This window comes from Rarobacter faecitabidus (genome assembly GCF_006716265.1).
Lineage (GTDB): Bacteria > Actinomycetota > Actinomycetes > Actinomycetales > Cellulomonadaceae > Rarobacter > Rarobacter faecitabidus.
This window is the reverse complement of record NZ_VFOS01000004.1, coordinates 197,541-223,110: the sequence shown is the minus strand read 5'-3', so window position 1 is coordinate 223,110 and position 25,570 is coordinate 197,541. Positions and strand designations below refer to the sequence as shown.

Sequence of the window (25,570 nt, the reverse complement as noted above, 5' to 3'; positions counted from 1 at the left end):
TTGCCCATGTAGGTCAGGCCCTTCAGCCCGCCGGTGGCGCCGCTGAGCCGAACGAACGTGGGGTCGCCCTCGTCCACGCGGTATCCGTTCGCGATCCACACGTTGTCGATGTAGTGCGAGACGCCGAACAGGGAGGGCCGAACGCCGCGCGACTTGATCGGTGCGGACACGTCGGTGCCCGGATCGGTCTGCTCGTAAACCTCGGCGAAGAACCCGGACTTCACCATGTCGCGGTTGAACGCGTTCACCAGCACGGTCGCCGCGTCGATCAGATCCGCGCGCGTCACCGCGGGCCACGAGTACCCCGCGTTCGATCCGGAACCCCAAGCCGCCGCATCGAGCAGGCCATAGGTGATGAGCTGGATGTCAGGCGCCTTGACGGCGAAGTCACCGAGCCCCGCGAGCTGGCTGTTCGCCTTGTAGTCCTTCATGAACCGGTTCATGACTTTCGCCTTGAACTCCGGTTCCAGATCGTGGGCGACGAGCGCTGTGGTCGTGTAGAAGGACCAGCCGTTTTTCACCCAGCGGTTCTTGTGGTCGCGGTAGTCGCTGCCCTCGGTGGGATCTGACCACGGACTCGAAGTGCGGCTCGAATCCAAGAACACCTTCTGCACGGTCTGGAACGTTGGGGCAGTGCCGCCGGGGGTCGGGAAGAACCAATCCTCGTAGTCGTCCGTGAGTGTGGAGATCAGATTGTTGAAGGTGGTGACGTCGCCGCTGTGGCCAAGCAGCTCGGCGATGCGCGCGCCGAACTTCAGGTCGTAGATGAGCGAGGCGACGAACTCGGAGTCGCGCTCGTCCGTGTAGTTGTTGGAGCCGTAGATCCAGCGCATGTTGTGTGATGACCAGATCAGATTGGCCTGCAACTGGTCGTATACGGACTCCAGCTTCGTCAGATCGCCAGTGACCGAGTACAGGATCCAGGCAGTCTGCGCCTTGCGGCTCGGCAGCGACTCGCCCTTCAGCGCGCCCTTGGCAGCTACGCCATTGGCGTCCGTTGGTGCGGGACCGGACATCTGGACGGCGTTCATCATGCCGATGAATGAATCCCAGGAGGCATTGGGGTTGGTGTAGGCGAGCTGCTGCATGCCGAGCAGTGAGTCCCACGAGGCGACGTTCCGGGTGCCGGGGGTGCCGCTCATCCACAGCGACGGCTTACCCGTGCCGACCTGCAGGTAGTCGTTGCCGGTCTCCGGCGTCGCCGGAAGCACGTTCATCTCCAGGTTGAGGAACGCCCGGTAGTAGAACGCCTCCATCTGAGCGGCGGTGATGCCGCCCGTTGCGACGCGCTGGATCGAGTAGTCCTGAACCTCGGGAACCCGGCCCATGTAGTCGTCCCAGTGCGCCGCCCAGTGGTCGATGCCCGCGGAGCCCTCGTCCCTGGAATCGGTGGCGAACTTGGCGGCCTCGGCCGCTGCGCCACCGGGGTAGGGGTTGGTCCAGACGGGCAGGTCGGCGAGCTCGTGATCGTCGCTCTTTCCGGTGTTGACCGCCCAGCCGATTCCGACATAGGTCGGGCTGGTGCCGGCGGGCAGGGTCGCCGCCCAGAAGCCGGTGCCGGTCGGGGCGCTCGCGGACGGGTTCGAGCCCGCAACGAAGGCCTGCTTCGAGGCGTAGAACTGAACGGTCGCACCGGCAGGGAGCGCGATTGCCCGCGTGGCCCAAGTGCCCGGAATCGTGATGACGTTGGTCGTGGCGTCGTAGGACGATCCTGTTCTCTCGATGACGCCCGCCACGATGGCGTTGCCGGCCACGGACGTCTCGATCTTGCGAACCGTTCCGTCCAGGTGGCCAGCGGAGAAGTAGTCGCTCACCTTGATGTCGCCCGAGCCGTAGTGGCCGGTGGAATAGTCGGCGGCCGGGTCCCAGGTGTAGTCGACGCTGGTGGCGGTCGCGACTGCCGCGCTCGTCCCGCCGGAGTGATACGCGTAGCGGTCGAACGTCGTGGACGTGCCCTTGCCGACCTGGAAGATCTTCAAGTAAACGGTCTTGGTCCCGGTCCAGCCGGTGAGGTCCTTGAGGTTGTACGAGAACGTGCCCGTCGCCTCTGTGTCGGCCTGGATGGTCTTGTCGCTGGCGCCGGAGGACTGATCGGACACCTTGAGTGCCCACTGACCGCCTGTTCTGCTGTCGACCTTGACCGTGAGCATCGGGGTGCGGTCCAGGTTCAGGGACGTGCCGCCCGACAGCAGGAAGTCGTAGTCGCGCGGGCTGTTGGCGGGCAGCGAGAAGGTGCCTTTGCTGCCGCTCGTCGATAGGGCAAGCGGCGGATTCTGGTCAGACGTGGTCCAGCCGCTGCTGCTGTCGAACTCGTTGGCACCGACCACCAGCTGACCGTCCTCGGGGGTCGCCCCGCGGTACAGCCGGAAGGAGTCCAGCGTGTAGCTCACGGTCGATTGGCCGGTCTCGTAGGTCGTGGCCCAGATGCGGATCCGCACGTTCTGGATGCCGGTCTTGCCTTGTTCGGCGAAGTACTTTCCGAGGTCGTAGGTGAACTCCCCGGTGCTGGTCGTGTCCGGCTGCAGGGCGGGGGACAGGTCGTCGCCGCTGCCCACCGGGTTGATCTTGATGCCCCACTTGCCGACCGTGGCCGGGCTCGTGGCATCGATCTTGATGCGGAGCTTGGAGTGGACGGCGGGGTTCAGCGCGAGTTCCGGAGTCGCCAGATAGCCCCACTGGGCGCCGGAGTTCGACACAGTGACCTTGCCGCCCGCATAGTTCGCCGCGGCATTGCCGAGTATCCAGCCCGAGGGCTGGGCGTCGAACCCCTCGTTGATGAGGTCCTGCGGTGGAGCCTCGCCGCTCGCGTAGGTGGTGAGCGTCTCCTTGACGTGCAGTGCCTTGTCGTGCGCGTAGAACGCGGTAGCGAGCGGCAGGTTGTTGCCGCCCGTGTACGACAGTTCGGACGTGCCGTCCGCCGCGTCGGAGAAATAGTAGGGGTTGAGCACCGTGCGCGACTCGGCGACGGATAGCCAGCGCTGCTGGGCGGCACTCGAGTCTGCAAGGGTCGCAGTGGTCATCGCCTGGGCCGTGTCGGCCGCGCTGGGGGCCGAGAACGCTGCTGGTACGAACGCTGCTGGCGCGAGCCCAGTGGTGAGCAGCGCGGCAGCGCCGAGCATCGCGGGAAGCTTGATTAGTCGTCTCATCGGTGAGTTTCTCCTACAAATCAGCGCACGGCGGCGTGCGGCCGGATAGGTCATTGTAAACCGGTTAAGGGTGGACGTGTCAACGAAACGCTTCGGCTGGCGAATTCCCGCCCTCGGCGGCATTCCTCGGCGGCATCAACTCCCTGCGTCGCAGGACGCTCGCCCAGCCGCGCACGGCGGTTCGCCCTGCGCTAGGTGAGCGGACTACGGCCTAGGCGCCGGGCCAGTCGATCCGCGCTCCACCAGCACGGGCGGAGGCAGGGCGATGTTCGTGGTCTCGCGACCGTCGATGATGCGTAGCAACTGGTCCACGGCGGCCACGCCCCACGCCATCGGGTCGGTGCGTACCGTCGTAAGCGAGGGCGACAGGTACGCGGACAACTCGAAGTCGTCGTAGCCGACGATCGACAATTCATCCGGCACGCGCACGCCCTTGCTGATCGCATACGACATGCCGGCCGCCGCCATGAGGTCGTTGGCGTAGACGATCGCGGTTGGCCGCTCGTCGGCGGGAAGGTCCAAGAGGGCCGCGGTCGCCGACGAGCCACCCGCCGCAGTGAAGTCTGACTGGATGGAGTGCCCAGCGCTGATCCCGTGCGCGGCCAACGCCGACTGCCACGTTGCCCGGCGGCGGATCGCGTGTAGGTAACGCCCGGGGCCGCTCACGTAGGCGATCTTGGTGTGCCCGAGTGTGACGAGATGGTTCACGGCATCGGCGACGCCGGGTTCGTCCGAGCGCGAAACGGCCGGGAAGGTCGTCGTCTTGTCGGTGACGTTCAGCGTGACGGCGTTCGTCTGCAACGAACTGAGCAACTCGATGCGCGGATCATCCTCCCGCAGGTCCGACAGGACGAATCCGTCGACGCGCCGCTGGGTCGCGAGGTCGGCGTAGGCCGCGCGCTCCGAGTCGGTGTCCGCGACGAATCGGAGCATCAGGAACTGCCCCACCTCGTCCAGCCGCGACTCCATGCCCGCGATGAAGGGGGCGAAGAAGGGATCGGAGCTGAGGGCGCGAGGGTCGCGCGCCAGGATGAAGCCGATCGCGTATGCCCGCTGGGTCGACAAGGAGCGCGCCAACTGGTTCGGTCGCCAGCCGAGCTCCTTCATCGCGTCGAGCACGCGCTGGCGCGTTGCCGGGGCCACGCCCGGGCGATCGTTGATGACGAACGAGACCGTGCCTCGGGAGGTCTTGGCGCGCCGGGCAACGTCGGCGATGGTCGGGCGGCGCAGAGGTGCCTCTGCGATCGACTCGTCGCTCATCCGAACTCCTCCATGCTCAACGGTCGTTTATGACCGAGGCGATACTGTGCCGGGTCACGGTAGTGGTCCATCTAGCCCAGCGTGGCCTGCCACGTCGCAATCCGCGGGATCGCTGCCACAATGTTACGCTCACCGGCCGCGAGCGATAGTCGCACCCACCTGTCACCGGCCACGACGTCGAAATCCGTGCCCGGGGCGAGCGCGACCCCGGCCTCGGCGAGCAGCCGCGCGCAGTACTCCGCTGCGGGCAGACCGAAGTCCCCGATGTCGGCGTACACGTAGAACGCGCCATCGGGCGGGGCCACCTCGCGCCAGCCGAGTTCGGGCAGCGCCGCGAGCAGGACTTCGCGGGTTCGGGCGTACTGTTCGACGTCGCGCTGCGCGGCGGCGTAGCCCTCGTCCGAGAACGCGGCCACGGCCGCGAACTGCGCGAGCGACGGCGGGCACAGTGCGACATTTCCGGTCAGCACCTCGGCGCCGCCGAGCAGGTCGGCGGGCAGCACCATCCAGCCGAGTCGCCACCCCGTCATCGCCCAGTACTTGGAGAACGAGTTGACCACCACCGCGCCGGAGCCGACGTGGTCGATGGCGCTGGCACCGGGCCAGCGCGCGGTGTCGTAGACGATGCCGTGATAGATCTCGTCGCTGATCAGGCGGACGTCGTGCGCGGCGCACCAGGCGGCCACCGCGTCCAGTTCCTCCGCCGTCATCATGGTGCCCGTCGGATTCGCGGGTGAGGCGAGGACCAGGCCGTCGAGGCGACCGCGCCGGGCCAGTGCCGCATCGAGTTCGCCGGGGCCGATGCGATAGTCCTGCTCGGGACCGCACTCGATGCCCAGCACTTCGCAATCCAGGGCCGTGAGGATGTTGCTGTAGGCGGGGTAGCCGGGACGCGCGAGCGCCACCACGTCGCCGGGATCGAACGCTGCGAGGAACGCGATCATGAACGCGCCCGATGAGCCGGTCGTGACCGCGATGCGCGCCGGGTCGACGCTCGATCCGTACCAGCGTTCGTAGTGCCGCGCGATCTCGTTGCGCAGCACGGGCGCGCCGAACGGCTCGGTGTATCCCAGATCGCCGGCTTCGAGCAACTCGATCGCCCGGCGCCGCACGACCTCGCTCGCCCCGCTGACGGGCTCGCCGACGCACAGGGAGATGACGTCCTGCCCGGCCGCCTTCCGTGCTTTGGCGGCGGCGAGGATGTCCATGACGGCGAACGCCGGAACCTCGGAGCGAGCCGATACCTTCATCGCGTCGCCCTCGACAGTCCAGTGCGCTCCGCCGCGTTGCGCGCCCACGCGACTATCCCCGCCGCGCCGGCGCGCAACTCGTCCAGCGTGATGTCGAAGTCGTCGGGGCCGCCGTACCAGGGGTCGGCGATGTCCCACGCGCGCAGATCGGCCGCGACATCGGTCGCGGTCACGGCCGGGTCGAACGTGCGGTACATGCGGATGACGGGCGTGCGCGTGCCGATCGGCCGCACACGCCGCAGGTAGTGCGCATGCTGGGCGGTCATGGGTAGGACCAGGTCACGCTCGCCCAGTTGCTGAGCGGTGACGAGGCGCGCCCGGTGACCTGCGAGGGGATCGAACCCGGCCGCGGTCAGCACGCGGGCGGCCCGCCGGTCGATGCCGCTGCCGACCTCCTCGCGCGTGATGGCGGTCGAGTCGACGTCCACGAGCTCGCCGAGTCCGGCTTCGCCCATGGCCGAGCGCAGAACCGACTCGGCCATGGGCGAGCGGCAGATATTCCCTGTGCAGACGGTCATGATTCGGATACGGTCCATCCCTCCATTGTCCCAGGGCATCACACGCTTGTTACGTAGCGGGAATCAACTAGCCATGTTCGTGCGGCACTGTTGTGGGGACAGCAGGTTTGCGGAAGGGGTTTCGATGGCTGACAAACGCATCATTGTGGCTGCGGTGTGCTTTCAGGATGACAGCGGTCGCGTGCTGACCGTGCGCAAGCGGGGGACCGCGCGCTTCATCCTTCCGGGCGGCAAACTGCGGCCGACCGAGGGGCTCGCGAGCGCTGCCGTGCGAGAGGTGCGCGAGGAACTCGGACTCGAGCTTGCCCTCGTCGATCTGGCCTGGCTGGGGACGTGGACGGCGCTGGCGGCGAACGAGCCCGATCACCACGTCATCGCGACCGTGTTCTCCGCGCTGCTGCCGGGCACACCACGGGCGTCGGCGGAGATCGACGAGGTCCAGTGGGTCGATCCCGCCGGGCACGAGGGGCTGCCGGTCGCGCCCCTGCTGCGCGACTTCGTACTGCCGTCCGTCGCGTAGTCCCGCGCCGCCGGGACGCTGCGAAGCGGGGCTAGTGTGGGCCGGCCTGACAACGTTGGCAGGATGCCGCGACAGCCCTGAATTATGGTGGTACGCTCTCGGGTTATGGGACCTCAGGTTCGCCGCAACGTCGCGGCAATTTCTTCTTGCGCACTTCTGCTCGCGACGCTAGGGCTCGCATCGCCCGCTTTGGCAGTTACTGACGAGCCCTCCGTCGCGCCCGTCACCATGGCCGCCCCGGTGGTCGACACCGACGCGCACGACGGACACGATCATGCGACCGCCACCGACTCCGAAGACGCCGATATCGATATCGCCGACCCCGACGTGACGGATCCCGACGGGAACGCGCTGGGGCAGGATTCGGACGCGTATTGGGCCAACAAGGACTACGTGGAGACGGAGTCGACGGCGGACAAGCGACTGAGCTCCAAGCAGAAGAAGCAGTTGGCCGATGGCGAGACGACGCTGATCCACAAGTTGCGCGTCGTGTACTTCACCAAGGCCGGCAGCCCGCCGCCGAACCCTGCCACGGATGCCCAGTTGCGCGCGTTCTTCGAGGGTTCTACGAACAGCATCTCCAGCTACTGGCAGGACATGACGAACGGCGCCATCAAGCTCGAGGTGGAATCGATCAACCGGATCGAGATGCCGTCGACCTACAGTTGCACGAACAACAGCGATAGCGACGTGGACAACAGCATCGGGCGCCTGTGGGCGCGCGCGAAGACGGACGTGCTGGGTGGGCGAAACCTGAACGATCGCGAGCACATCATGGCGATCTGGCCGCAGATCTCCGGCACGACGTGCACGTTTGGCCTGGCCGGTGCCCCCAGCGTCGCCAGCCTGAATCACGGCGGAAACGTGTTCGCGCTCTTCGACGGGTCCGGTCAGGAGCACCTGCTTTCCAAGAACGGCTTCTCCCACGAGTTCGGCCACAACCTCGGTCTGCGGCACAGCCACGGCGTGTACTGCACTGACGGTAACGGCGAACTGGTCGACAACGCCGGCTGCACAGCGAAGGAATACGGCGACTTCTTTGACACGATGGGCCGGAACGACGATGGCGGCGTGCCGCAGATCTCCACTTCCGCGAAGGACAAACTCGGCGTGCTCGGACGGACCGTGACGACGGTGACGGTCACCGGCGGCACGCGCGAGTTCACGATCGAGCCCCTGGACATGAAGCCGAACAAGAACGCCGGCGACGAGGCGCTCGAGTCGATCAAGATCATCGATCCCGAGAATGGCCGGCCGTACTACGTCGAACTCCGCTCCGAGCCGACCGACTGGCGATCCGCCACCTACTGGAATGGCCTGAACGCACCCAGTTTCTCGTTCCCGAACACGCGGGTGACGGACGACACCTGGCCGCGTGCGATCACTTCCGACTACGGTGTGCGGATCCTGCGCATCGGCACCGATACGAGCCAGGGAGGGCACCGGTTGGGCGGCAACCGGCTGGGCCAGAATCCGATCACGATGGAGACCGGTTCGCTTAGCCGGAGTTCGTGGAAAGCGGGCGAGGAGTTCGTCACGCGCAACGGCAAGGTGCGCATCAAGGTGGTCTCGATCGCCGCCAACAACGCCAGCGCCGTCATCCGGGTCACGTTGCCGGACGCGGCCGGACCTGTCATCTCCGGCGCGACCAACCGCACGGTCGAGGCCAAGTCAGCCTTCGCGTTCGACGCCAGGGCAGGGGTTACCGCCATGGACGACGGCGATGGCGACATCACCGACAGGATCCGGGTCTACGGTTCCGTGAACATGAACTGGCCGGGCCGCAATGCCCTGAGCTACTCGGTGTCCGACACCGCCGGAAATTCCGTGCAGGCGAGCCGCATCATCACCGTCGTGGACACCACAAAGCCGACGCTCACCGTTCCAGGCGGGGCGGACCTGCCGCAGGGAGCCTCGTTCGATCCGCGCTCGGGTGTTCGGGCCAGCGACCTGGTCGACGGCGACCTGACCGGCGCGGTGGCCATCGCGGGTAGCGTCGACACGGCAACCCCCGGGGACTACACGCTCACGTACTCGGTGGCGGATTCCGCGGGGAATACTGCGACCGTGCAGCGGGTGATCCGCGTGCTCGCCCCCATCGTGATCGATCCGCCCACCGGTTCCGGAGGCGGTACGGGGACAACGGGCGGAACCGGATCGACCGGCGGGAGCGGGGCTACTAAGCCGGGCTCGTTGGCACTGACTCAGACGGGTGCCAACTCGTACACCTCGACCTATGGCCGGGCGGTCCTGATCCCCGTCCGAGTGGGCGCCGAGACGCAGCACGTCTCCGGGAGCATTGACATCCTGATCGACGGGAAGAAGACGGGCACATCTCCGGTTCACAGTGGCCGGGGCACGGCGGCGATCCCAGCCACCCTGGCGGCTGGAACGCACAGCGTGACCATTCGGCTGAACATCGACGGCGCCGTGGCCGTCGACAAATCGATCACGCTGAAGGTACTGCCCGCACCGACCACCGTCAGCGTCAAGGTGCCCAAGAAGGTCAAAGCGGGAAAGAGCGCGAAGGTCACTGTGACCGTCAAGGTCCCGGGTGCGAGCGTCTCCGCGCGCGGAAAGGTGCGCGTCTACGTGGGCAAGAAACTGGTCAAGACCGCAACGCTCAAGAAGGCGAAGCAGGCCATCACGCTACCCAAGAAGGCGCTACCGACGACCCTGGCGGGGAAGAAGGCGAAGGTTCGAATAGCGTTCGTGGCGACCAAGAACTTCAAGTCATCCAAGTCGGCGGTCAAGACGACGCGCGTGCGGTGACGTGGCAGAGGCGCGAACGATCTGACACCCCCTGCATGCCAGATTGTCCGCGCCTCCGGTCAGCGCCGCGCACTTACGCGGCGTAAATTCTCAGAACTGAGAGATCACTAGGCCGATCACGATTGCTGCGGCGATGATGCCGAGAACCCCGAGCCAGACGCCCGCCGATCGGGAGGAGTCAGGCCCCTCAATTCCTGGACTGCGCTTCACGCGCGGTGCGCCCGACGAATCCATCGACGGTGCAAGAGACAGCGGTGTGTTTGCCGGTGTGACACTTGGTTCAGACATCTTCGGCTCCTTCCCTCTATCACGGACGAGGTGTCCGCGATATCGTGGCGGTGACTTTAATTTTACGCCCGCATTGCGAAAACCGCAGAGGGTAGCGCGATGTCATTCGATGGACTGCGATAGCCCCAGGGCCGTGAGCACGGTCCGCATCTTCGCCGCCGTCTCGAGCGCCTCGTCCCGGGGGACCGAGCCGGCTACGATTCCCGCTCCGGCGAAGAGTCGTGCCCGGTTCCCCGCGACGAGAGCCGCGCGGATCACAACGTGGAATTCACCATCTCCGGTCGCGGTCATCCAGCCTGCCGCGCCGGTAAGAGGTCCGCGGGGGCGGGTCTCCAGGCGCGCGATCAGGTCACGGGCGAGGTCAGTCGGCGTGCCCGCCACAGCGGGGGTGGGGTGCAGCAGCTGAGCCAGCGCGGCGACGTTCACATCATCGCGCAGCGTGCCGGTGATCTCGGTTGCCAGGTGCCACATGGCTGGCGTGCTGACGAGCCCTGGCGTGCCCGGAACCCGCAGATCGATGCAAAGGGGGAGCAGCGTGTCGGCAATCGCCTCCACGACGAAGCGGTGTTCACGCAGGTTCTTCGCGTCGGCCAGGAGCGCCTCCGCCTGCCTGGCATCGCGCACCGGGTCCGGGTGCCGCACCGCCGATCCGGCAAGGGGCCTGCTCGTGACGCGGCGCCCGCGCCTGGCTATGAGCAGTTCGGGAGTGGCCGTCACCAAAGTCTGCGGGCCATCGGGTGTGCTGGCCGCGAGTCGCATTACCGTCGCCTCGGGATTGCCGAGCGCGAGCGCCGCCGCGAGCGAGACGGTATCGATCTTGCGATCGGCCTCCACGTCGGCCCAGCGGCCGAGCACGATCTTCGCCAGCGGTCCGGGACCGGTCAGATCGCCGAGAACGTCGGCAACGGCGCGTTCGTAGTCCTCGCGAGCCGGTACGGCGGTGACCGCGGTGACGTGCTGGGGATTGGGTCGTGGCACGGGCCCGCGGCTCAGGGACGAGGCGACCTCGAACACCGCGGGGGCGTCCGACTCGAAGCCGAAGTAGCCCGCGGCCACCGGACCGGTGCCATCGAGGGGCTCGCCACCGTCCGCTGGCGCTGCCTCGTGGGCCGCCAGCAGCCCGTTGGTCATCGTGCCCCCCGGGGCATCGGGAACGGCCAACGCGCCGTCAGCGACAGTGCCAGCGGGAACGGCCAGGCGGGCTAGCGCGCCTACCAGGATGTCCGGGAGTTCCGGGTCGATGGAAGGGAGCGAGACTCCGCCAGCATCCGCCGCGGACCACCAGGTGCCGCCGCGGGAAACCGAAAAACTCACTCGCGTTCCTCCCGTCGATGCCTCGTCCATCTCCACAATTCGCTACGCGGGTACGGTAGCGCAAGTCAGCCACGATCGACGCAGTGGGCTCGCGGCCCCGGTGCGCAACCAGCTGCGCGGTACTCATAGGCCTAGCGTCCCTCGTGCCTGCCGATGTCGAGATTAGGCTTACCTTCGTGACCACCATCCGTTCTGTGCTGCTGTCGTTCGCCAGCACGGTCGGGCTGGCGTTGACGTATCTTGCCGCCGGTGCCTCGTTCGATCGCATACGCTTTGGGAACCCGATCGATGGCTGGCCGCTCATCGGACTGCTCGCCGGGCCGGTGCTTGCGGGCCTAGCATCCTGGTTGCTGATGGTTCGCTGGCCGGGCCAGCTCGCGACCCTCGAGATGGGCAAGCGCGACCAGATCCTGCGTGCCGTGCTCGCCACGACGGGCGCGCGCCGCAGTGCTCAGTGGACGGGGAAGACGGTTTCGACCGCCACTGACGGTGTGGAGCGGTTCGCCAACTATCAGGTCACCTTCGTCGGTCCGATGATTGCAGCCATGACTAGCCCGGTCCTGGTGATCGCGATCATCGGTTTCGTCATCGACTGGACGAGTGCGCTGTGGCTTCTCGCCGCAGTCCCCGTCATCCCCCTCGTCATCGGCGGCTTCCAGGGAGCGTTTCGTCGCGTGTCCACGAAGTACCGGGCTGCCGCGCGCAGGCTTGCCGGCAAGTACCTCGACTCGATACAAGGTCTGATGACGCTACGGTCACTCTCGGCAGGGCGGCGCGCGGGTGACCAACTCGCGCACGAGGCGGAGAACGTCCGCCGTCACGTCATGCGCCTGCTCGCCGGGAACCAGCTGGTGCTCTTCGTGTCCGACGCCGCCTTCTCGCTCGGCATGATCACCGTCGCCGTCTGCCTCGCCATCAGCCGCGGAGCACACGGTCACATCACGCCCGGAGCGGCGGTCGCACTCGTGCTGCTCTCCACGCTCCTGCTGGAACCCCTCGACCGGATCGGTCAGTTCTTCTACATCGGCATGGGCGGCATGGCCGCCAAGCGCGAAATCAAGGCGTTCGTCGACGACAGCCCTGCGGGGCCTGTCAACGCGGGACGACCAGGTCATCACGTGGCTGCGGATCCGGCGCCGCCCGCCGGGCCGCGCGATGGTCCCGTTATCGAGTTGAAGGGCGTTCGGGCCGGGTATGAGAGCGACTCCGATTCGAGCGATGGGCGACGATACACCGAGGTGCTGCGGGGCATAGATCTGCGCATCGGCCAGGGCGAGCACGTTGCCATCGTGGGGCCCTCGGGCGGCGGCAAATCAACGCTGCTGGCCGTCATTCAAGGCATCGTCACTCCCACCGCAGGCAGCGTCTTGGTGGCGGGTACGGCACTCGATGAGGCCTACGAGGGCTGGCCCGCTCAGCAGTGCGCGGTCGTGGCTCAAACCACCTACCTGTTCACCGGCAGCCTGGCGCACAATCTGCGCATCGCTGCCCCCGCAGCGAGCGATGATGACTTGCGCGCTGCGCTCGAGGCGGCCAACCTCGGAGAACTGACCGGCCTGCCGGAGGGCCTGGAAACGCAGGTCGGTGAGCGAGGGCTGTCCCTCTCGGGTGGCCAGGCGCAACGCGTCGCGATTGCGCGAGCGATCCTCAAGGACGCACCCATTCTGCTTCTCGACGAGCCGACCAGTCACGTCGATCTGGCTAGCGAGCGGTCCATCCTCGACGCCCTCGCCCGCCTCGGCGCGGGCCGTACCGTCATCTCGGTCACGCACCGTGCCCGCACAGCTAGAGCGGCCGATCGTCTTCTGGAATTGCGGGACGGGCGGTTGCTGCCAATCAGCGCCTCGACGTATGGACAGTGCGGAACGGAGGCGGCAAAGTGACGGAGGAATCGTCCGCACCCATCGCCTGGGACCGGCGCTCACTCGCGAGATGGCTGCTCACCCGCACGAGGACCGTGCTGCCCCCGCTCGGCGCCTCGATCCTGTTCCGCATCGTCGGGCTGGTATCGGGGGCGGCGATCATCGGCCTCGGCACGTACGCCGCGGCGAGCGCGCTGGGCGGCACCTTGTCGCTGGGGCATGTCGCCACCCTCCTCGTCGTCCTCTCGCTGATCAAGGCATTCGCTCGCTACCTCGAGCAGTTCTTCGGGCACTACGTGGCGTTCAAAGCCCTCGCGACGCTGCGCACATACTTCTTCCGCCGGCTCGAACCGCAGGCACCGACGGCCACCGAAGGCCGGCGGACCGGCGACCTGCTCTCGCGTGCGACCCGCGACATTGACCGGATCGAAGTGTTCTTCGCGCACACGCTCGGCCCGGCCACAACCGCGGTGATCGTGCCGCTCGGGATGGGCGTCTGGCTCGCGGCTGCCGTGTCCGTCGGCGTGGCATCGGCGGCGGTGAGCTGCTGGCTCATCGTGGGGCTGATCTTCCCGCTCATCGAGTCCAAGCGGGCCCTCGGGGCTGCCCGGCGTCTGCGGCACGAGCGTGGCGAACTCGCGCAGCACGTAACGGACTCGGTGCAGGGAGCATGCGAGATCGTTGCCTTCGGCTACGAGCACCGTCGCCGCGCCGAGCAGGATGCGTGGGGAGAGAGGTTGCGCGCCGATCAGACAACCCTGGGCAGCATCGTGGCCCTGCGCCGCGGTCTGATCGCCGCCGACTGTGCCGCGACGGTCAGTGCGATCATCCTGGTCGGTGCCCGCGAGGTAGCAGCCGGTGCCTACGGCTGGTACGACCTGGCACTCGCCGTGGGTGTCGTCCTCGGCACCCTGCCCGCGGTCACCGCAGTGGAAGAGTTCAGCGCCGACCTCGATCAGGCATTCGCATCGGCCGCCCGAGTTGCGCAGATCACCGAGGCTCGTCCCGCGACCCCGGCGCCCGTGCGCCCGGTCCCGCTGCCCGATGCGGCGCGCTGGGGAGAGGACGAGTGTCCCGCCGTCCGCATCGAGGACGTCACCTTCAGTTATGCCGGCGGGCTGGAACCTGCCGTCCGCGGCATCACCCTGGACCTGCCCGCGGGGTCGACTACCGCGATCGTCGGCGCGTCCGGCTCGGGAAAGTCGACTCTCGCCCATCTTCTCGCGCGCTTCTACGACCCGGATGAGGGAAGGATCAGCATCGGCGGCGTCGACGTGCGCGAACTCGCCGATGAGGACCTGCGTGCCGCAGTGGGAATCGTGGGACAGCGCCCCTACCTGTTCAACGCATCCATCGCCGAGAACCTGCGCGTGGCGACGCCCGAGGCCAGCGATGAGCACCTGCTGCTCGCGTGCCAGCGCGCCGCGCTCGACCCCGCCGACTTCGCCGATGGCCTGGACACCCAGGTGGGCGAGCTCGGGACCGCAGTCTCCGGCGGCCAGCGGCAGCGGATCGCCATCGCCCGTGCCCTGCTGCGCGACGCCCCCATCCTCATCCTCGACGAGGTCACCAGCCAGCTCGATCGGGAGACGGAGGCTGAGCTGAGCGCCGCGCTCGCGGAATTGCAGCGAGGACGCACGACGCTGATCATCGCGCACCGGCTCGAGACCGTCCAGGGGGCCGACAATGTCGTTGTCCTCGACGCCGGGCACGTCGTGGCCCAGGGCTCGTTGCTTGACCTCGCTGGGAACGAGCAGTTCCGGGCGCTGGCGAATCGCGACTGATTGCGCTGGTGCCGGGCACGCTGGCCTGGATAGAGTTGGCGAATCGCGCCTTAGCAGAGCCCGCACGGTTTGCTCTCCGCGTGCAAATGCGAGGTAAGTCACGGCGCCGGTAGTTGCACCGGGACCGTGGTCCCTGGGATTCTCGAAATGAGCGTGATTGAGTCAATTAAGGACTTTTCGGGCATGCCGGCCCGAGAGCAACTGGTAAGGAATGGTCATCATGGTCGACGTAACGGTCACACCGGAGCCGGTGACCGAGCTCCCTGACAACACGATCTTCGTCTTCGGATCCAATAAGGCGGGATTCCACGGCGGCGGTGCGGCCCGCTACGCCCACCAGCACTTTGGTGCCGAGTGGGGCGTTGGTGATGGCGCAACCGGCCGCTGCTACGCGATCGACACCATGTCCGGCTGGGAGGAGATGCGAGCCGCGGTCGAGCGATTCCTCGCGTATGCGGCCGAGCATCCGGATCTGACCTTCTGGGTCTCCCGGCTGGGTACCGGCATAGCGGGCTATCCCGTGACCGAGGTGGCATCCTTGTTCACGCATCACGGCGACAACGTGGTGCTACCCGCCTCCTTCCAGACCCACTAGGACGTCCGCCGCGTGACCGACCCCACTGAGCCAACCCGTTCGCTCATCGAACCCGGCGCGTCGCGGAGCGAGCCTGCCGCGTCACCGAGCGAGGCGTCGCCCGCGCGGGCAGGGCGCGCCGATTCCCCATCCCGACGACAGGTCCGGCGCTGGCAGCGGAATCTCGTCGACGAGCGAATCGAGGCGGGGGTATACGTAGATCTGGCGGCGAAGGTCGGCGGTGAGGAGCGAGAGATCCTGCTCGCGCTCGCCGAAGCCGAACGCCGCCACGAGGCGCACTGGCTCGAACTGCTGGGGGATCACGCCACAAACGCGCGGCGAGGTTTCATTCGCTCGCACCTGCTGGGATTCCTGGCCCGGCACTTCGGAGGCATCTTCGTGCTCGCGCTCGCGCAGAAGGCCGAGGCGCGTGCGAAGTACGATGACGATCTGGACGCCACCGCGCAGATGGCGGCCGACGAGCACATTCACGAGGAAGTGGTGCGGGCGCTTGCCGAGCGCGGCCGCACCAAGCTCTCCGGCACGTTCCGCGCCGCGGTCTTCGGCGCCAACGACGGGCTGGTGTCCAACCTGGCGCTCATCCTCGGTGTCGGCGCGGCCGGCGTCAGCAATCAGACGGTGCTGCTCTCCGGCGTCGCTGGGCTACTGGCAGGAGCTATGTCGATGGGAGCGGGTGAATACGTGTCGGTGCGCTCTCAGCGCGAACTCCTGGAGGCCTCCACACCGTCCGTCACGGCTGCTCAGCGCGTGCCCGATCTGGACGTCGACGCCAATGAACTCGCCCTCATCTACCGCGCGCACGGCATGAGTGAGGCGGATGCGCAGGCGCAGGCCGAGGACGTGATTGCCAACTACTCGTCCTCGACCCGACTCGGACCCGCTCCCGACCCGGCTGACTTCGAGGCGCACGGCACCGCCTGGGGCGCTGCCATCTCGAGCTTCTGCTTCTTCGCCTCGGGGGCGCTGATTCCCATCCTGCCCTACCTGTTCGGCATGACCGGGCTGGCGGCGGTAGTCGTCGCAACCGTCCTGGTCGGCCTGGCGCTGTCGCTGACCGGCGCCGCCGTGGGACTGCTGTCAGGTAGTCCGCCGCTACGCCGTGCCGTCCGACAGGTACTGATCGGCTTCGGCGCGGCTGGTGTCACCTACGCGCTCGGCGCCTTGTTCGGCGTGGCGACCGGATAATTGCCGGGTGGGGGCGACCCATCCCGATTGAGCCGTGTGGGCCGCAGGACCGCTCCGAGCAGTACGGCGAAGATCGTATTGCCACTCACGCGCAACGCGATGGCTATCGAACCAGGCCACCGTTCCGGGCGCGCGTGTCCCGCACCCCCGCACCTAGGCGTCGACCCGTACGGGCGCTGCATCGTGTGCGACGGAGAACTCGTCCTCAATCACCGGGCCGGGCAGATGCTTTGCCCACCACAGGCCTACGAAGCCGAGGGAAACCGCGGCGATACCGGCACCGGCGGCGAACATCTGCCGGTACGAGAACCAGATGTCGAGCCCGGCCAGGATCGCCGGGATGAAGAAGCCCAAGTAGGTCAGCGAGTAGTAGACCGCAGTGAGCCCGGCGAGATCGTCCGGGCCGGCGATGCGCTGGATCTCGGACAGCCCTGCGACGAGCAGCAGCCCGTAGGACACGCCGAGCATGGCGGCCGCGACGATGGCCAGGAGGATGGACGAGTTCCCCGCCGCGATCGCTGCGACCGCCATCGACAGGGTCGTCGCGCCCAGGCCAACGCCCGTTCCCCGCGCGGAGCGGTCCGAGTCGAAGCGGGACGCGATCAATTGGATGCCGAAGCCGCAGCCGAGCGCGATCAGGCAGAGCAGGCCGGAGAAGCCGACGCGCAGGTCACCCACCTGGTCGGCGAAGAGCGTCGGGATGATGGCATAGGCGCAGGCCGACGTGCCGAACACCCAGGGCGCCGCAGGGAGGACGACGAGCAGGAACCGCCGGTGGCGCGACGAGGGTACCTTCAGGTCGGCGATGAGCGACCCGCCAACCTGCTCCTCACGCGTCTCCGGTGCGCGTAGCAGGAACCAGAAGCTGGCGAGGGACAGTGCGGCGTTGATCAGGTAGGGATACACGTCGCCGCGCGGAGCGAACTGGGCAAGGGCAGCGGCGACGACGGCACCGAGCCCGAACCCCATGGTCAGGCTCAGCGCGGCGCGGCGGGCGCCCACCCCGGGGGAGGTGTTCGGACTGGCCGGAGCCTGAGAGAGCTCCTTGATCCAGGCGGTACCGACCGCCATCACCAGGCCCAGTGCGATACCCGAGAAGACGCGGCCGGCGAACAACACCGCCGACTGCGAACCGCCGCCCGCGAGCACCAGGGAACCGACGACGGCGAACAGCGGTGCGGGCAGCATGAGTCGGGACCGCCCGAACCGGTCCGAGAGCGGGCCGCCCAGCAGGAGCGCCGGGATGATTCCCAGCACGTAGGCGCCGAGCAGCACGTCTACGGTCGCGGTCGACAGCCCGTGGTCCACCTTGTACATGACCAGGAGCGGTGTGAACTCGTTCCCGCCCCAGGCCACGGCGAACATGGCAAGAGCGACCCGTCGCCACGCCGCGGGGCGCGGGACGGGGAAGAGTGCGCTCACGGACGCGGGATGTTCCGGAGGTTCGACTTGGCCATCGAAATGACCTCGCCGAGCCCGCCGCCGAGCACTTCCTTGCTCATCGCGACCGCGAAGCCGGTCACCTGATCGGCGGTGATGCTGGGCGGAAGGGACAGGGCGTTCGGGTCGGTGCGCACGTCGATGAGGGCGGGGCCGTCCTGCTTGAGGAGGCCTTCTAGGGCCGATTTCACGTCCTTGGGGTCCTCGACGCGCACGGCTGGGATGCCGATGGCCTTGGCGATGTCGGCGTAGTTGACGCCCTCGTCATCGGTGCCGAAGCTCGGTAGGCCGTTGACCAGCATCTCGAGCTTCACCATGCCGAGGGAGGCGTTGTTGAACACGACGACCTTGACGGGCAGTTTGTAGTTGCGCAGCGTGATCAGGTCGCCGAGGAGCATCGACAAGCCGCCGTCGCCGGACATCGAGATGACCTGCCGGCCGGGGTTGGCGGCGGCGACCCCGATGGCCATCGGCATCGCGTTCGCCATGGACCCGTGCAGGAACGAGCCGATGACGCGGCGCTTGCCGTTGACCCGCAGGTAGCGGGCTGCCCAGACGTTGCACATGCCGGTGTCCACGGTGAAGACGGCGTCTTCGGCCGCTACATCGGACAGGATGTCCGCCACGTACTCCGGGTGGATCGGCTTGAGCGATTCCGCCTTCTTGCCCTTATAGGCTCCGACCACGCCGGACATCGCCTTCTCGTACTTCTTGACCTGGCCATCCAGGAAGCGGCGCGAGCGGGCTTTGTTGACGAGCGGGAGCAGGGCGGTGACGGTCTCCTTGACGTCGCCTACGACGGCGAGGTCGAGGCGGGTGCGCCGCCCCAGTGCCTCCTCGCGGATGTCCACCTGGGCGGTCCGCACATCCGAGGGGAGGAACTGGTCATAGGGGAAGTCGGTGCCGAGCAGGATCAGCAGATCGGCCTCGTGCATCGCGGCGGTGGCAGAACCGTAGCCGAGCAGGCCCGACATGCCGACGTCGAATGGGTTGTCGTACTGGATGAACTCCTTGCCGCGCAGCGAGTGGCCGATGGGGGCCGCGATACGGTCAGCGAGCGCCACGACCTCGTCGTGCGCGCCCTTGACGCCGGCCCCGGCGAAGATGGTGACCTTCTTGGCCTCGTTGATGGCATCCGCCAGAGCCCGCAGGGAATCCGGGGAGGGGAGGATGCGTGGCTTGGGGGTGCGCTCCGAGAGGTCGATGGGATAGCCCGCAGGGGCGTCTGCGGCGGCTGTGTCTCCTGGGATCGTCAGGACGGCGACCCCCGGTGCCGCATAGGCGTGGTGGATAGCCGAGGCGATGACGCGCGGGGCGGCGACGGGGTTGGAGATGAGTTCGTTGTAGACCGAGCACTCGTTGAAGATGCGGTCCGGGTGCGTCTCCTGGAAGTAGCTCGTGCCGATCTGCTCACTGGGGATGTGGCTAGCGATGGCGAGCACGGGGACACGTGATCGGTTGGCGTCGTACAGCCCGTTGATGAGGTGCAGGTTGCCGGGGCCGCAGGAGCCCGCGCAGACGGCGAGTTCGCCCGTGACCTCCGCCTCGGCAGCCGCGGCGAATGCGGCGGCCTCCTCGTGGCGGACGTGAATCCACTGGATGCCCTCACCGTTCTTGTTGGAACGTCGCACCGCGTCCACGATGGGGTTGAGGCTGTCGCCCACGATCCCGTAGATGCGCCGGACGCCGGCCGCGAGGAGCTGGTTGACGAGCAGATCGGCGACGGTGTCGCCGCGCACTTGATTCTTGGCCACTGGGTCTCCAGGTTGATCGGGTTGGTCACCTGGGCTTCGCGGGGGCGGCGCGGATGGCTACCTTGCACGAAGCGTCGGTGCCTTACGTTTCAAGTATGGCGGAATTCATGGGATCTTTCATGCGCGCACGGTGTTTCATTCGCCACATTGCCATCTATTGAGCGTCTTCGCCTGTTGAATTGCCCTCTTATTGACTCAATCGGGTTAATTTTTTCCCCAATATGTCACGACATGAGGGGATGTGGACAATCGCTTGACTAATCACCATTGGCGTTGGCGACGGAGGACTCGTCCTTGCGCCTGCGCTCCTGGCGCGCAAACGCCGCGGCGGCCAGCGCGGCGAGGACGAGCGCCACGCACGAGCCCGCCGACGTGAGGAGATAGCCGGCCCGGGCGCCATGCCCGTCGATCAGGATGCCCGCCACGGCCGTCCCACCGGAGACCCCGATAGTCATCGCGGTGGAGGTCCACGCCAGGCCCTCGGTGAGCTGGCCCTGGCCGACTACGGTGTGCACGATCGACGTGCCCGTGATCAAGGTCGGGGCGATGGAGACGCCCGCGAGCAGGAGGATCAGTGCGACGTGCCACAGCGAGGTTGCGAGCAGGAGCGCCGACATGCCGGCGGTCAGGATGACCAGCGTGGCCAGCAACCTGGTCGTCAGCGCCGAGCGCCAGTGTCGCGCGCCGTACGCGAGGCCAGCGAGCATGGAACCCAGCGCGAAGATCCCCAGGACGACCCCCGCCATCGACTCGCTGCCGACTTCCTTGGCGAACGCCACGGTTGTGACCTCGACGCTGCCGAACACGACGCCGATGAACAAGAAGATGGCCGACAGGGCGATCAGTGCAGGGTTGCGCAGGACCGAGCCCGCGCGACCGCCGCCGCTTGCTCGGGACGAGGCCACCGGCGGCTCCGTGGCGCGTTGCGAGCAGAACCACAGGCCACCGCCGACGGCGGCCACGGCAGGGACCAGCAGGCCCGCCAGTGGCCACACCTGGACCACGAGCACTGTGGCGAGCGTCGGCCCGATGACGAAGATGAACTCGTCCAGCGCCGACTCGAGCGAAAATGCGGTGTGGAGCGCGCGCGAATCGCCGAGAGTGAAAGTCCAGCGCGCACGTACGAGAGCGCCGAACGCGCCGACCGTGGCACCCACGCCTGCCGCGAGCAGCCACAGGACTGGCTCGGGCAGGCCCGCGATGATGGCAAATCCCAGACCGATCACGAAGATGCCGTTCGCAACGACCAGCGGCCGCATGACGCGGGATTGGCCGCGCCGATCGATGAGCCGCGCGATCTGCGGCACCGCGGCCGCCGCCGCGATCAGATACGCGGCCGAGACGCGACCGCCAGCCGCGTACGAGCCGTAGGAGCGCTCGATGATGAGCACGATGGCGAGGCCGATCATCGACATCGGCAGACGCGCGATCGCCGCAGCAGCGCTGAAGCTGGCTGCGCCAGGGCGGCTGAGGATACTCAGATACGGGTTCGAGCGGCGGCGCCGACCCGAATTCTCATCGGCCGGCGCGGGCGTTTCGTGCCCCCCGTCCATGGGATTCGACACCACGCCATTGTCCCATGCGAGACAATTCCGGCGATCCCGTGTTGAATGTGAGGATGAGCACTGCAGCCCCTGCCGAATTGAGCGTGACCCACGACAAAGACCGTCAACGGTTCACCGCCACGTTGGATGGTGAAGGCGAGGTGGGCCACCTCGACTACGACGCGGACGCGATCACGATGACCATCCTGAGCACCGTCGTCTCGCCTGCCTTCGCAGGACGCGGATTCGCCGCACGCCTCGCGCGTGCTGCCCTCGACTACGCCATAGAACAGGGGCAGCAGGTCGTACCTCGCTGCTCCTATATCGATACCTTCGTCGACCGAAACCCGCAGTACGCCGAACTGATCGTCGACTAGATTCGCGCGTTGCCGCGCGGGTGCGGGCGCCTCGCTCGGGGCGCTCGCCCGGCGCGCTCGCGGCGGGCTCAGCGCCCTCGCCCGGACGCGCTCGCGGCGGGCTCAGCGCCCTCGCCCGGGCGCGCTCGACGCCCTCGCCTGGCGGGTTGACGTCGGCGGGCTGGCTGCCCGCTCGGACCACGCCTCGATTCGCGCGTTACTGCGCGGGTGCGATGACCCCGCTTGGCGCGCTCGCAATGTGCGCTGCGGTCAGCGGACTGGCTGCCCGCTCGGCCCACCCCTCGGGCAGGCGGGGCCATCTCGGGTGGTGCGCCACGCGCCGAAAAGTCCGATTCGCGCACTTTGCCAGCCATTTAGCGGCGTGGAATTCGGCCGGAGGCCGTTCGGCGGTAGGCTGAACGCGCTGTCTAGTGCGATGAAGGTGAAGCGATGAATCAGCCGCAACCGGTGGTAGCCGAACTCGTCCAGTCCCTGGGCTACCAGGCGATAACCCCGGACTCCGTGAACTGGCTCCGAGCTTCTCAGCCCTGGAACATTGCGGTTCACCAGTCGCCGTTGGCCGTGGTGACAGCGGGCACGGCGGACGAGGTCCGCGCCGTCCTGGCAATCGCCCGCCACCACGGCGTGTCGGTAACGACCCAACTCACCGGCCACGGCGCCAACCATCGACTCGACGGCATGATCGTGCTGCGACCCAGCGGCTTCGACGAACTCACGATCGACGTCGAGGCTCGCACTGCGCGGATCGGGGCGGGGGTGCGCTGGGGAGAGGTCGCCGCGGCACTTGATGGCACGGGACTGGTCGCCGCATTCGGCTCGAACCCCTCCGTGGGTGTCGTCGGATACCTGCTCGCGGGCGGTGTCTCGTTGTTCAGTCGCGCCACGGGTTTGGGGGCGTGGGCGTTGCGCGCTGTCGAGCTGATATCCGCCGATGGAGTTGCGCATCGCATCACCGATGGCGAGCTCATGTGGGCGCTGCGAGGTGCTGGCGGCTCGTTCGGAATCGTCACCGCCGTCGAGATCGACCTTTTCCCAGCAGCGGACGTCTATGGCGGCAAGCTGCTCTTCGGTTTGGACGAGGCCGGAGACGTACTCGATGCCGTGCTGTCGAACGGCGCGGATGCCGACTCGGCGCTGAACATGTCGGTGAATCTGACACAGGTTCCCAAGCGCGATGACATCGCCCCTATGCTGCAGGGCGTCCGCCTTGTGTCGATCGATGTGTTCGGCTTCGACAGCGAGAGTGAGCACATGCGGACGCTCGACGCGATTCGTGGCGACATCCACCCGATTGTGGACGACGCCCTTGGACACCTTGCCGTATCCGGTGTGCACCAGGTGGTGAACGAGCCCACCAAGCCGTCGGCATCCGGTGACTTCTCCCGGCTCGCAACCGTAGACCGGGCGATGATCGATCAACTGGTGGAATTGTTCGAATCGGCCGACGGCCAGGTGCTTCGCAACGTGCAAGTGCGGTTGCTCGGCGGGCGATTGGCCGAGGAGCCGGGCGTTTCCGCGATCGCGGGTCCCCTGACCGATCCGCACCTGGTGCTCGGCGTCGGACCCGCCGTGCCGGGCGACGAGCGTGTGGACCGGGCGTATGCCCGACTCGGCGAGATCGTTGAAGTCGAGGGCAAGCCGAGGACTGTGGCGTCCTTCTTGACGCGTGGCCAGGACTATCGCGACGCGTATGACGATGAGGCAATCTCGAAGTGGTTCGCCGTACGTGATGAGTTCAACCCCGACGCCTTGATCCGATCCAACCGCGACCCGCAGCGCTGACTCTGTTGGCGTTCGGCCGTGGCGGCGCTGTCGCTGCGGCGCCCTGTCGCTACCTAGCCCGCAACCGCCCCTGGCCCGCCGTTCCTAGCCCGCAACCGTTCGGCCCCTGTCGCTACCTAGCCCGCAACCGGCCCTGGCCCGCCGTTCCTAGCCCGCAACCGTTCGGCCCGACACCCGTTATGGCTGTTCGACACCGGGAAGAACGGGTGTTCGGCAACCCCAACCGGTGTTCTGACGGCGAATTCTTCCCAGAGACGAGCGTCTTGCTGGTGATACGGAGAGGCCGCCCGATCACGCTACGCGCGACCGGGCGGCCTCGTCCTGAACTGATCTAGGGCCGTGGCGGATTCGCGAGCTGACTCGCCACGAGAATTCGCCTACGCGAGGGCCGCGGAGACCACGACGCGCGCCTCGTCCTGAACCTGCTTCAGGTGATCTTCGGACACGAAGGACTCGGCGTAGATCTTGTAGACGTTCTCCGTACCGGAGGGCCGCGCCGCGAACCACGCGTTCTTTGTGGTCACCTTGAGTCCGCCGATTTTCGCGCCGTTGCCCGGAGCCTCGGTGAGGGCTGCCGTGATCGGTTCACCTGCGAGTTGGGTCGAGGTGACCTGGCTGGGGGTGAGCGCGGCGAGTCTCGCCTTCTCTTCCAGTGTGGCCGGCGCATCAACTCGGGCGTACCAGGATTGGCCGTATTGCTCGACCAGGTCACGGTGGCGTGCACTCGGCGTTTCACCGGTGGTAGCGAGAATCTCAGAGGCGAGCAGCGCGAGGATGATGCCGTCCTTGTCTGTGGTCCACACGTCGCCGTTGAGGCGGAGGAAGGATGCCCCCGCGGACTCTTCACCGCCGAAGCCGATCGATCCATCCAGGAGCCCAGGCACGAACCACTTGAAGCCGACTGGTACCTCGATCAGGCGGCGATCCAGGCCTGCCGCCACGCGATCGATGAGGGAGGACGACACGAGCGTCTTGCCAATCGCGGCACCGGCCGGCCAGCCGGGTCGTGCCGTGCCGTACAGGTAAGAGATCGCGGTGGCGAGGAAGTGGTTAGGGTTCAATAGCCCGTCGGCCGTGACGATCCCGTGTCGGTCGGAATCGGCATCGTTCCCGGTGGCGATATCGAATGCTGCGTTGGGTGCCGACATGCGGGCGACGAGCGAGGCCATGGCGTGCGGGGAGGAACAGTCCATGCGGATCTTGCCATCCCAGTCGAGGGTCATGAATGACCAACGCGGGTCGACTTCCGGATTCACGACGGTCAGATCGAGTTTGTGGCGTTCCGCGATTGCTCCCCAGTACTCGACGGAGGCCCCACCGAGCGGGTCCGCGCCGATACGAACGCCCGCCGACCTGATCGCGTCGAGGTTCAGGACCGATGGAAGGTCGTCGACGTACGCCGCCAAGTAGTCATAGGGTCGCGTCGTTTCAGCGTTCTTCGCGGCCTCAAGACCCAATCGCGGGATGCCCTCGACTCCCTCGCGGAGCCATCGGTTGGCGCGATCCGCGATCCAGCTCGTGGCGTCGCTGTCTGCCGGGCCGCCATGGGGCGGGTTGTACTTGAAGCCGCCGTCACGCGGCGGGTTGTGCGATGGCGTGACTACGATCCCATCGGCCAGCCCGGCACCCTGCGTGCGTAGCCCGCTCGCGCTGCCGACGCCGTTCGCGCGCAGGATCGCGTGGGACACGGCCGGCGTGGGCGTGTACGAGTCGCGGGCATCGACGCGAACCTCCACCCCTGCCGCTGCTAGCACCTCGAGGGCGGTGTTGGTCGCGGGTAACGATAGGGCGTGGGTGTCGCGCCCGATGAACAGCGGGCCATCGAATCGCTGGCCCTTGCGGTACTCGATGATCGCCGCGGTGATGGCCAGAATGTGAGCCTCGTTGAATGCTGAATCGAGTGATGAGCCGCGGTGCCCGGACGTCCCGAAGGTCACCTTCTGTGCAGGGTCATCTGGATTCGGCCGCAGGTCAAAGTAGGCGCTGATCAGTTCATCGACATTGATGAGGTCGCTTGGTTGGGCAAGGGTGCCAGCACGTGGGTCCATGAATCGATCCTGCCACGCCTTGCCTACTGATGAAACTTCGATTCCCGGTTTTGTGGACAAGTTCTTTGAGTTATCCACATCCCGCCATTCGGCGCGACACGTCCTGGTCGGCTACGGGATCGTGTGAAACC

The 25,570-nt window shown here is 67.1% G+C and carries 18 protein-coding genes; 8 read left to right on the top strand and 10 right to left on the bottom strand.

Translation table 11 applies throughout. The features are described from left to right. The 4 genes from FB461_RS11120 to FB461_RS11105 all read right to left on the bottom strand — a co-directional run. Window positions 1–3,146 (bottom strand): hypothetical protein (locus FB461_RS11120; protein WP_211349911.1); only part of this gene is annotated, 3,146 nt, incomplete at its 3' end. A 204-nt stretch (window positions 3,147–3,350) separates the two neighbouring features. Beyond that, window positions 3,351–4,406, bottom strand: coding sequence for a LacI family DNA-binding transcriptional regulator (locus FB461_RS11115; protein ID WP_142122075.1), 1,056 nt, complete (start codon window positions 4,404–4,406; stop codon window positions 3,351–3,353). Window positions 4,407–4,477: 71 nt separating this feature from the next. Then, window positions 4,478–5,656 (bottom strand): pyridoxal phosphate-dependent aminotransferase, encoded by a 1,179-nt coding sequence (locus FB461_RS11110; RefSeq protein WP_142122111.1) that lies wholly within the window; start codon window positions 5,654–5,656, stop codon window positions 4,478–4,480. Next, complete coding sequence (locus FB461_RS11105) at window positions 5,653–6,192, bottom strand: low molecular weight protein-tyrosine-phosphatase (RefSeq protein WP_246046224.1); 540 nt, start codon at window positions 6,190–6,192, stop codon at window positions 5,653–5,655. The genes FB461_RS11110 and FB461_RS11105 overlap by 4 nt, the downstream gene beginning before the upstream one ends. A 106-nt stretch (window positions 6,193–6,298) precedes the next feature. Between FB461_RS11105 and FB461_RS11100 the strand changes: the two genes are divergently transcribed. Together FB461_RS11100 and FB461_RS11095 are read left to right on the top strand one after the other, a co-directional pair. After that, a complete protein-coding gene (locus tag FB461_RS11100) occupies window positions 6,299–6,694 on the top strand; it encodes an NUDIX hydrolase (protein WP_142122073.1) in 396 nt (131 codons plus the stop codon). 189 nt (window positions 6,695–6,883) lie between these two features. Then, a complete protein-coding gene (locus FB461_RS11095; protein ID WP_170222735.1) occupies window positions 6,884–9,466 on the top strand; it encodes an immunoglobulin-like domain-containing protein in 2,583 nt (860 codons plus the stop codon). Between the two features lie 90 nt (window positions 9,467–9,556). Here FB461_RS11095 and FB461_RS11090 read toward each other — a convergent pair whose 3' ends face one another. Then, window positions 9,557–9,754 carry a hypothetical protein gene (locus tag FB461_RS11090; protein ID WP_142122069.1) on the bottom strand — a complete coding sequence of 66 codons (198 nt, stop codon included), beginning with the start codon at window positions 9,752–9,754 and terminating at the stop codon, window positions 9,557–9,559. Between the two features lie 102 nt (window positions 9,755–9,856). Next, window positions 9,857–11,068, bottom strand: a complete 1,212-nt coding sequence (locus FB461_RS11085) for an isochorismate synthase (RefSeq protein WP_211349910.1) — start codon at window positions 11,066–11,068, stop codon at window positions 9,857–9,859. Window positions 11,069–11,244: 176 nt separating this feature from the next. Here FB461_RS11085 and FB461_RS11080 point away from each other — a divergent pair, with 176 nt between their 5' ends. From FB461_RS11080 to FB461_RS11065, 4 genes are all read left to right on the top strand, one after another. Then, window positions 11,245–12,951: an ABC transporter ATP-binding protein/permease gene (locus tag FB461_RS11080; RefSeq protein ID WP_142122065.1), complete on the top strand. Its 1,707-nt coding sequence runs from the start codon at window positions 11,245–11,247 to the stop codon at window positions 12,949–12,951. After that, complete coding sequence (cydC, locus tag FB461_RS11075) at window positions 12,948–14,714, top strand: thiol reductant ABC exporter subunit CydC (RefSeq protein ID WP_170222734.1); 1,767 nt, start codon at window positions 12,948–12,950, stop codon at window positions 14,712–14,714. The genes FB461_RS11080 and cydC overlap by 4 nt, the downstream gene beginning before the upstream one ends. A gap of 220 nt (window positions 14,715–14,934) precedes the next feature. Next, on the top strand, window positions 14,935–15,309 hold the full coding sequence (locus tag FB461_RS11070) for an A1S_2505 family phage non-structural protein (protein WP_142122061.1): 375 nt from the start codon (window positions 14,935–14,937) through the stop codon (window positions 15,307–15,309). A gap of 12 nt (window positions 15,310–15,321) precedes the next feature. Further along, entirely contained in the window at window positions 15,322–16,494 is a 1,173-nt protein-coding gene (locus FB461_RS11065) for a VIT1/CCC1 transporter family protein (protein ID WP_246046223.1), read from the top strand. 153 nt (window positions 16,495–16,647) lie between these two features. Here FB461_RS11065 and FB461_RS11060 read toward each other — a convergent pair whose 3' ends face one another. From FB461_RS11060 to FB461_RS11050, 3 genes are all read right to left on the bottom strand, one after another. Beyond that, window positions 16,648–17,916: an MFS transporter gene (locus FB461_RS11060; protein WP_246046222.1), complete on the bottom strand. Its 1,269-nt coding sequence runs from the start codon at window positions 17,914–17,916 to the stop codon at window positions 16,648–16,650. Then, a complete protein-coding gene (locus FB461_RS11055; protein WP_211349909.1) occupies window positions 17,913–19,688 on the bottom strand; it encodes a pyruvate dehydrogenase in 1,776 nt (591 codons plus the stop codon). Before FB461_RS11055 ends, FB461_RS11060 begins: the two co-directional genes overlap by 4 nt. A 257-nt stretch (window positions 19,689–19,945) precedes the next feature. Next, the gene (locus FB461_RS11050) at window positions 19,946–21,253 is read right to left on the bottom strand and encodes an MFS transporter (RefSeq protein ID WP_246046221.1); all 1,308 of its coding nucleotides are present in this window, start codon (window positions 21,251–21,253) and stop codon (window positions 19,946–19,948) included. A 53-nt stretch (window positions 21,254–21,306) separates the two neighbouring features. Between FB461_RS11050 and FB461_RS11045 the strand changes: the two genes are divergently transcribed. Both FB461_RS11045 and FB461_RS11040 read left to right on the top strand, forming a co-directional pair. Beyond that, the gene (locus FB461_RS11045) at window positions 21,307–21,609 is read left to right on the top strand and encodes a GNAT family N-acetyltransferase (protein WP_170222733.1); all 303 of its coding nucleotides are present in this window, start codon (window positions 21,307–21,309) and stop codon (window positions 21,607–21,609) included. Between the two features lie 429 nt (window positions 21,610–22,038). Continuing rightward, window positions 22,039–23,391 carry an FAD-binding oxidoreductase gene (locus tag FB461_RS11040; protein WP_142122056.1) on the top strand — a complete coding sequence of 451 codons (1,353 nt, stop codon included), beginning with the start codon at window positions 22,039–22,041 and terminating at the stop codon, window positions 23,389–23,391. Window positions 23,392–23,768: 377 nt separating this feature from the next. Here the strand turns inward: FB461_RS11040 and pgm are convergent, their stop codons facing one another. Beyond that, the gene (pgm, locus tag FB461_RS11035; RefSeq protein ID WP_142122054.1) at window positions 23,769–25,439 is read right to left on the bottom strand and encodes a phosphoglucomutase (alpha-D-glucose-1,6-bisphosphate-dependent); all 1,671 of its coding nucleotides are present in this window, start codon (window positions 25,437–25,439) and stop codon (window positions 23,769–23,771) included. Between the last annotated feature and the right edge of the window lie 131 nt (window positions 25,440–25,570).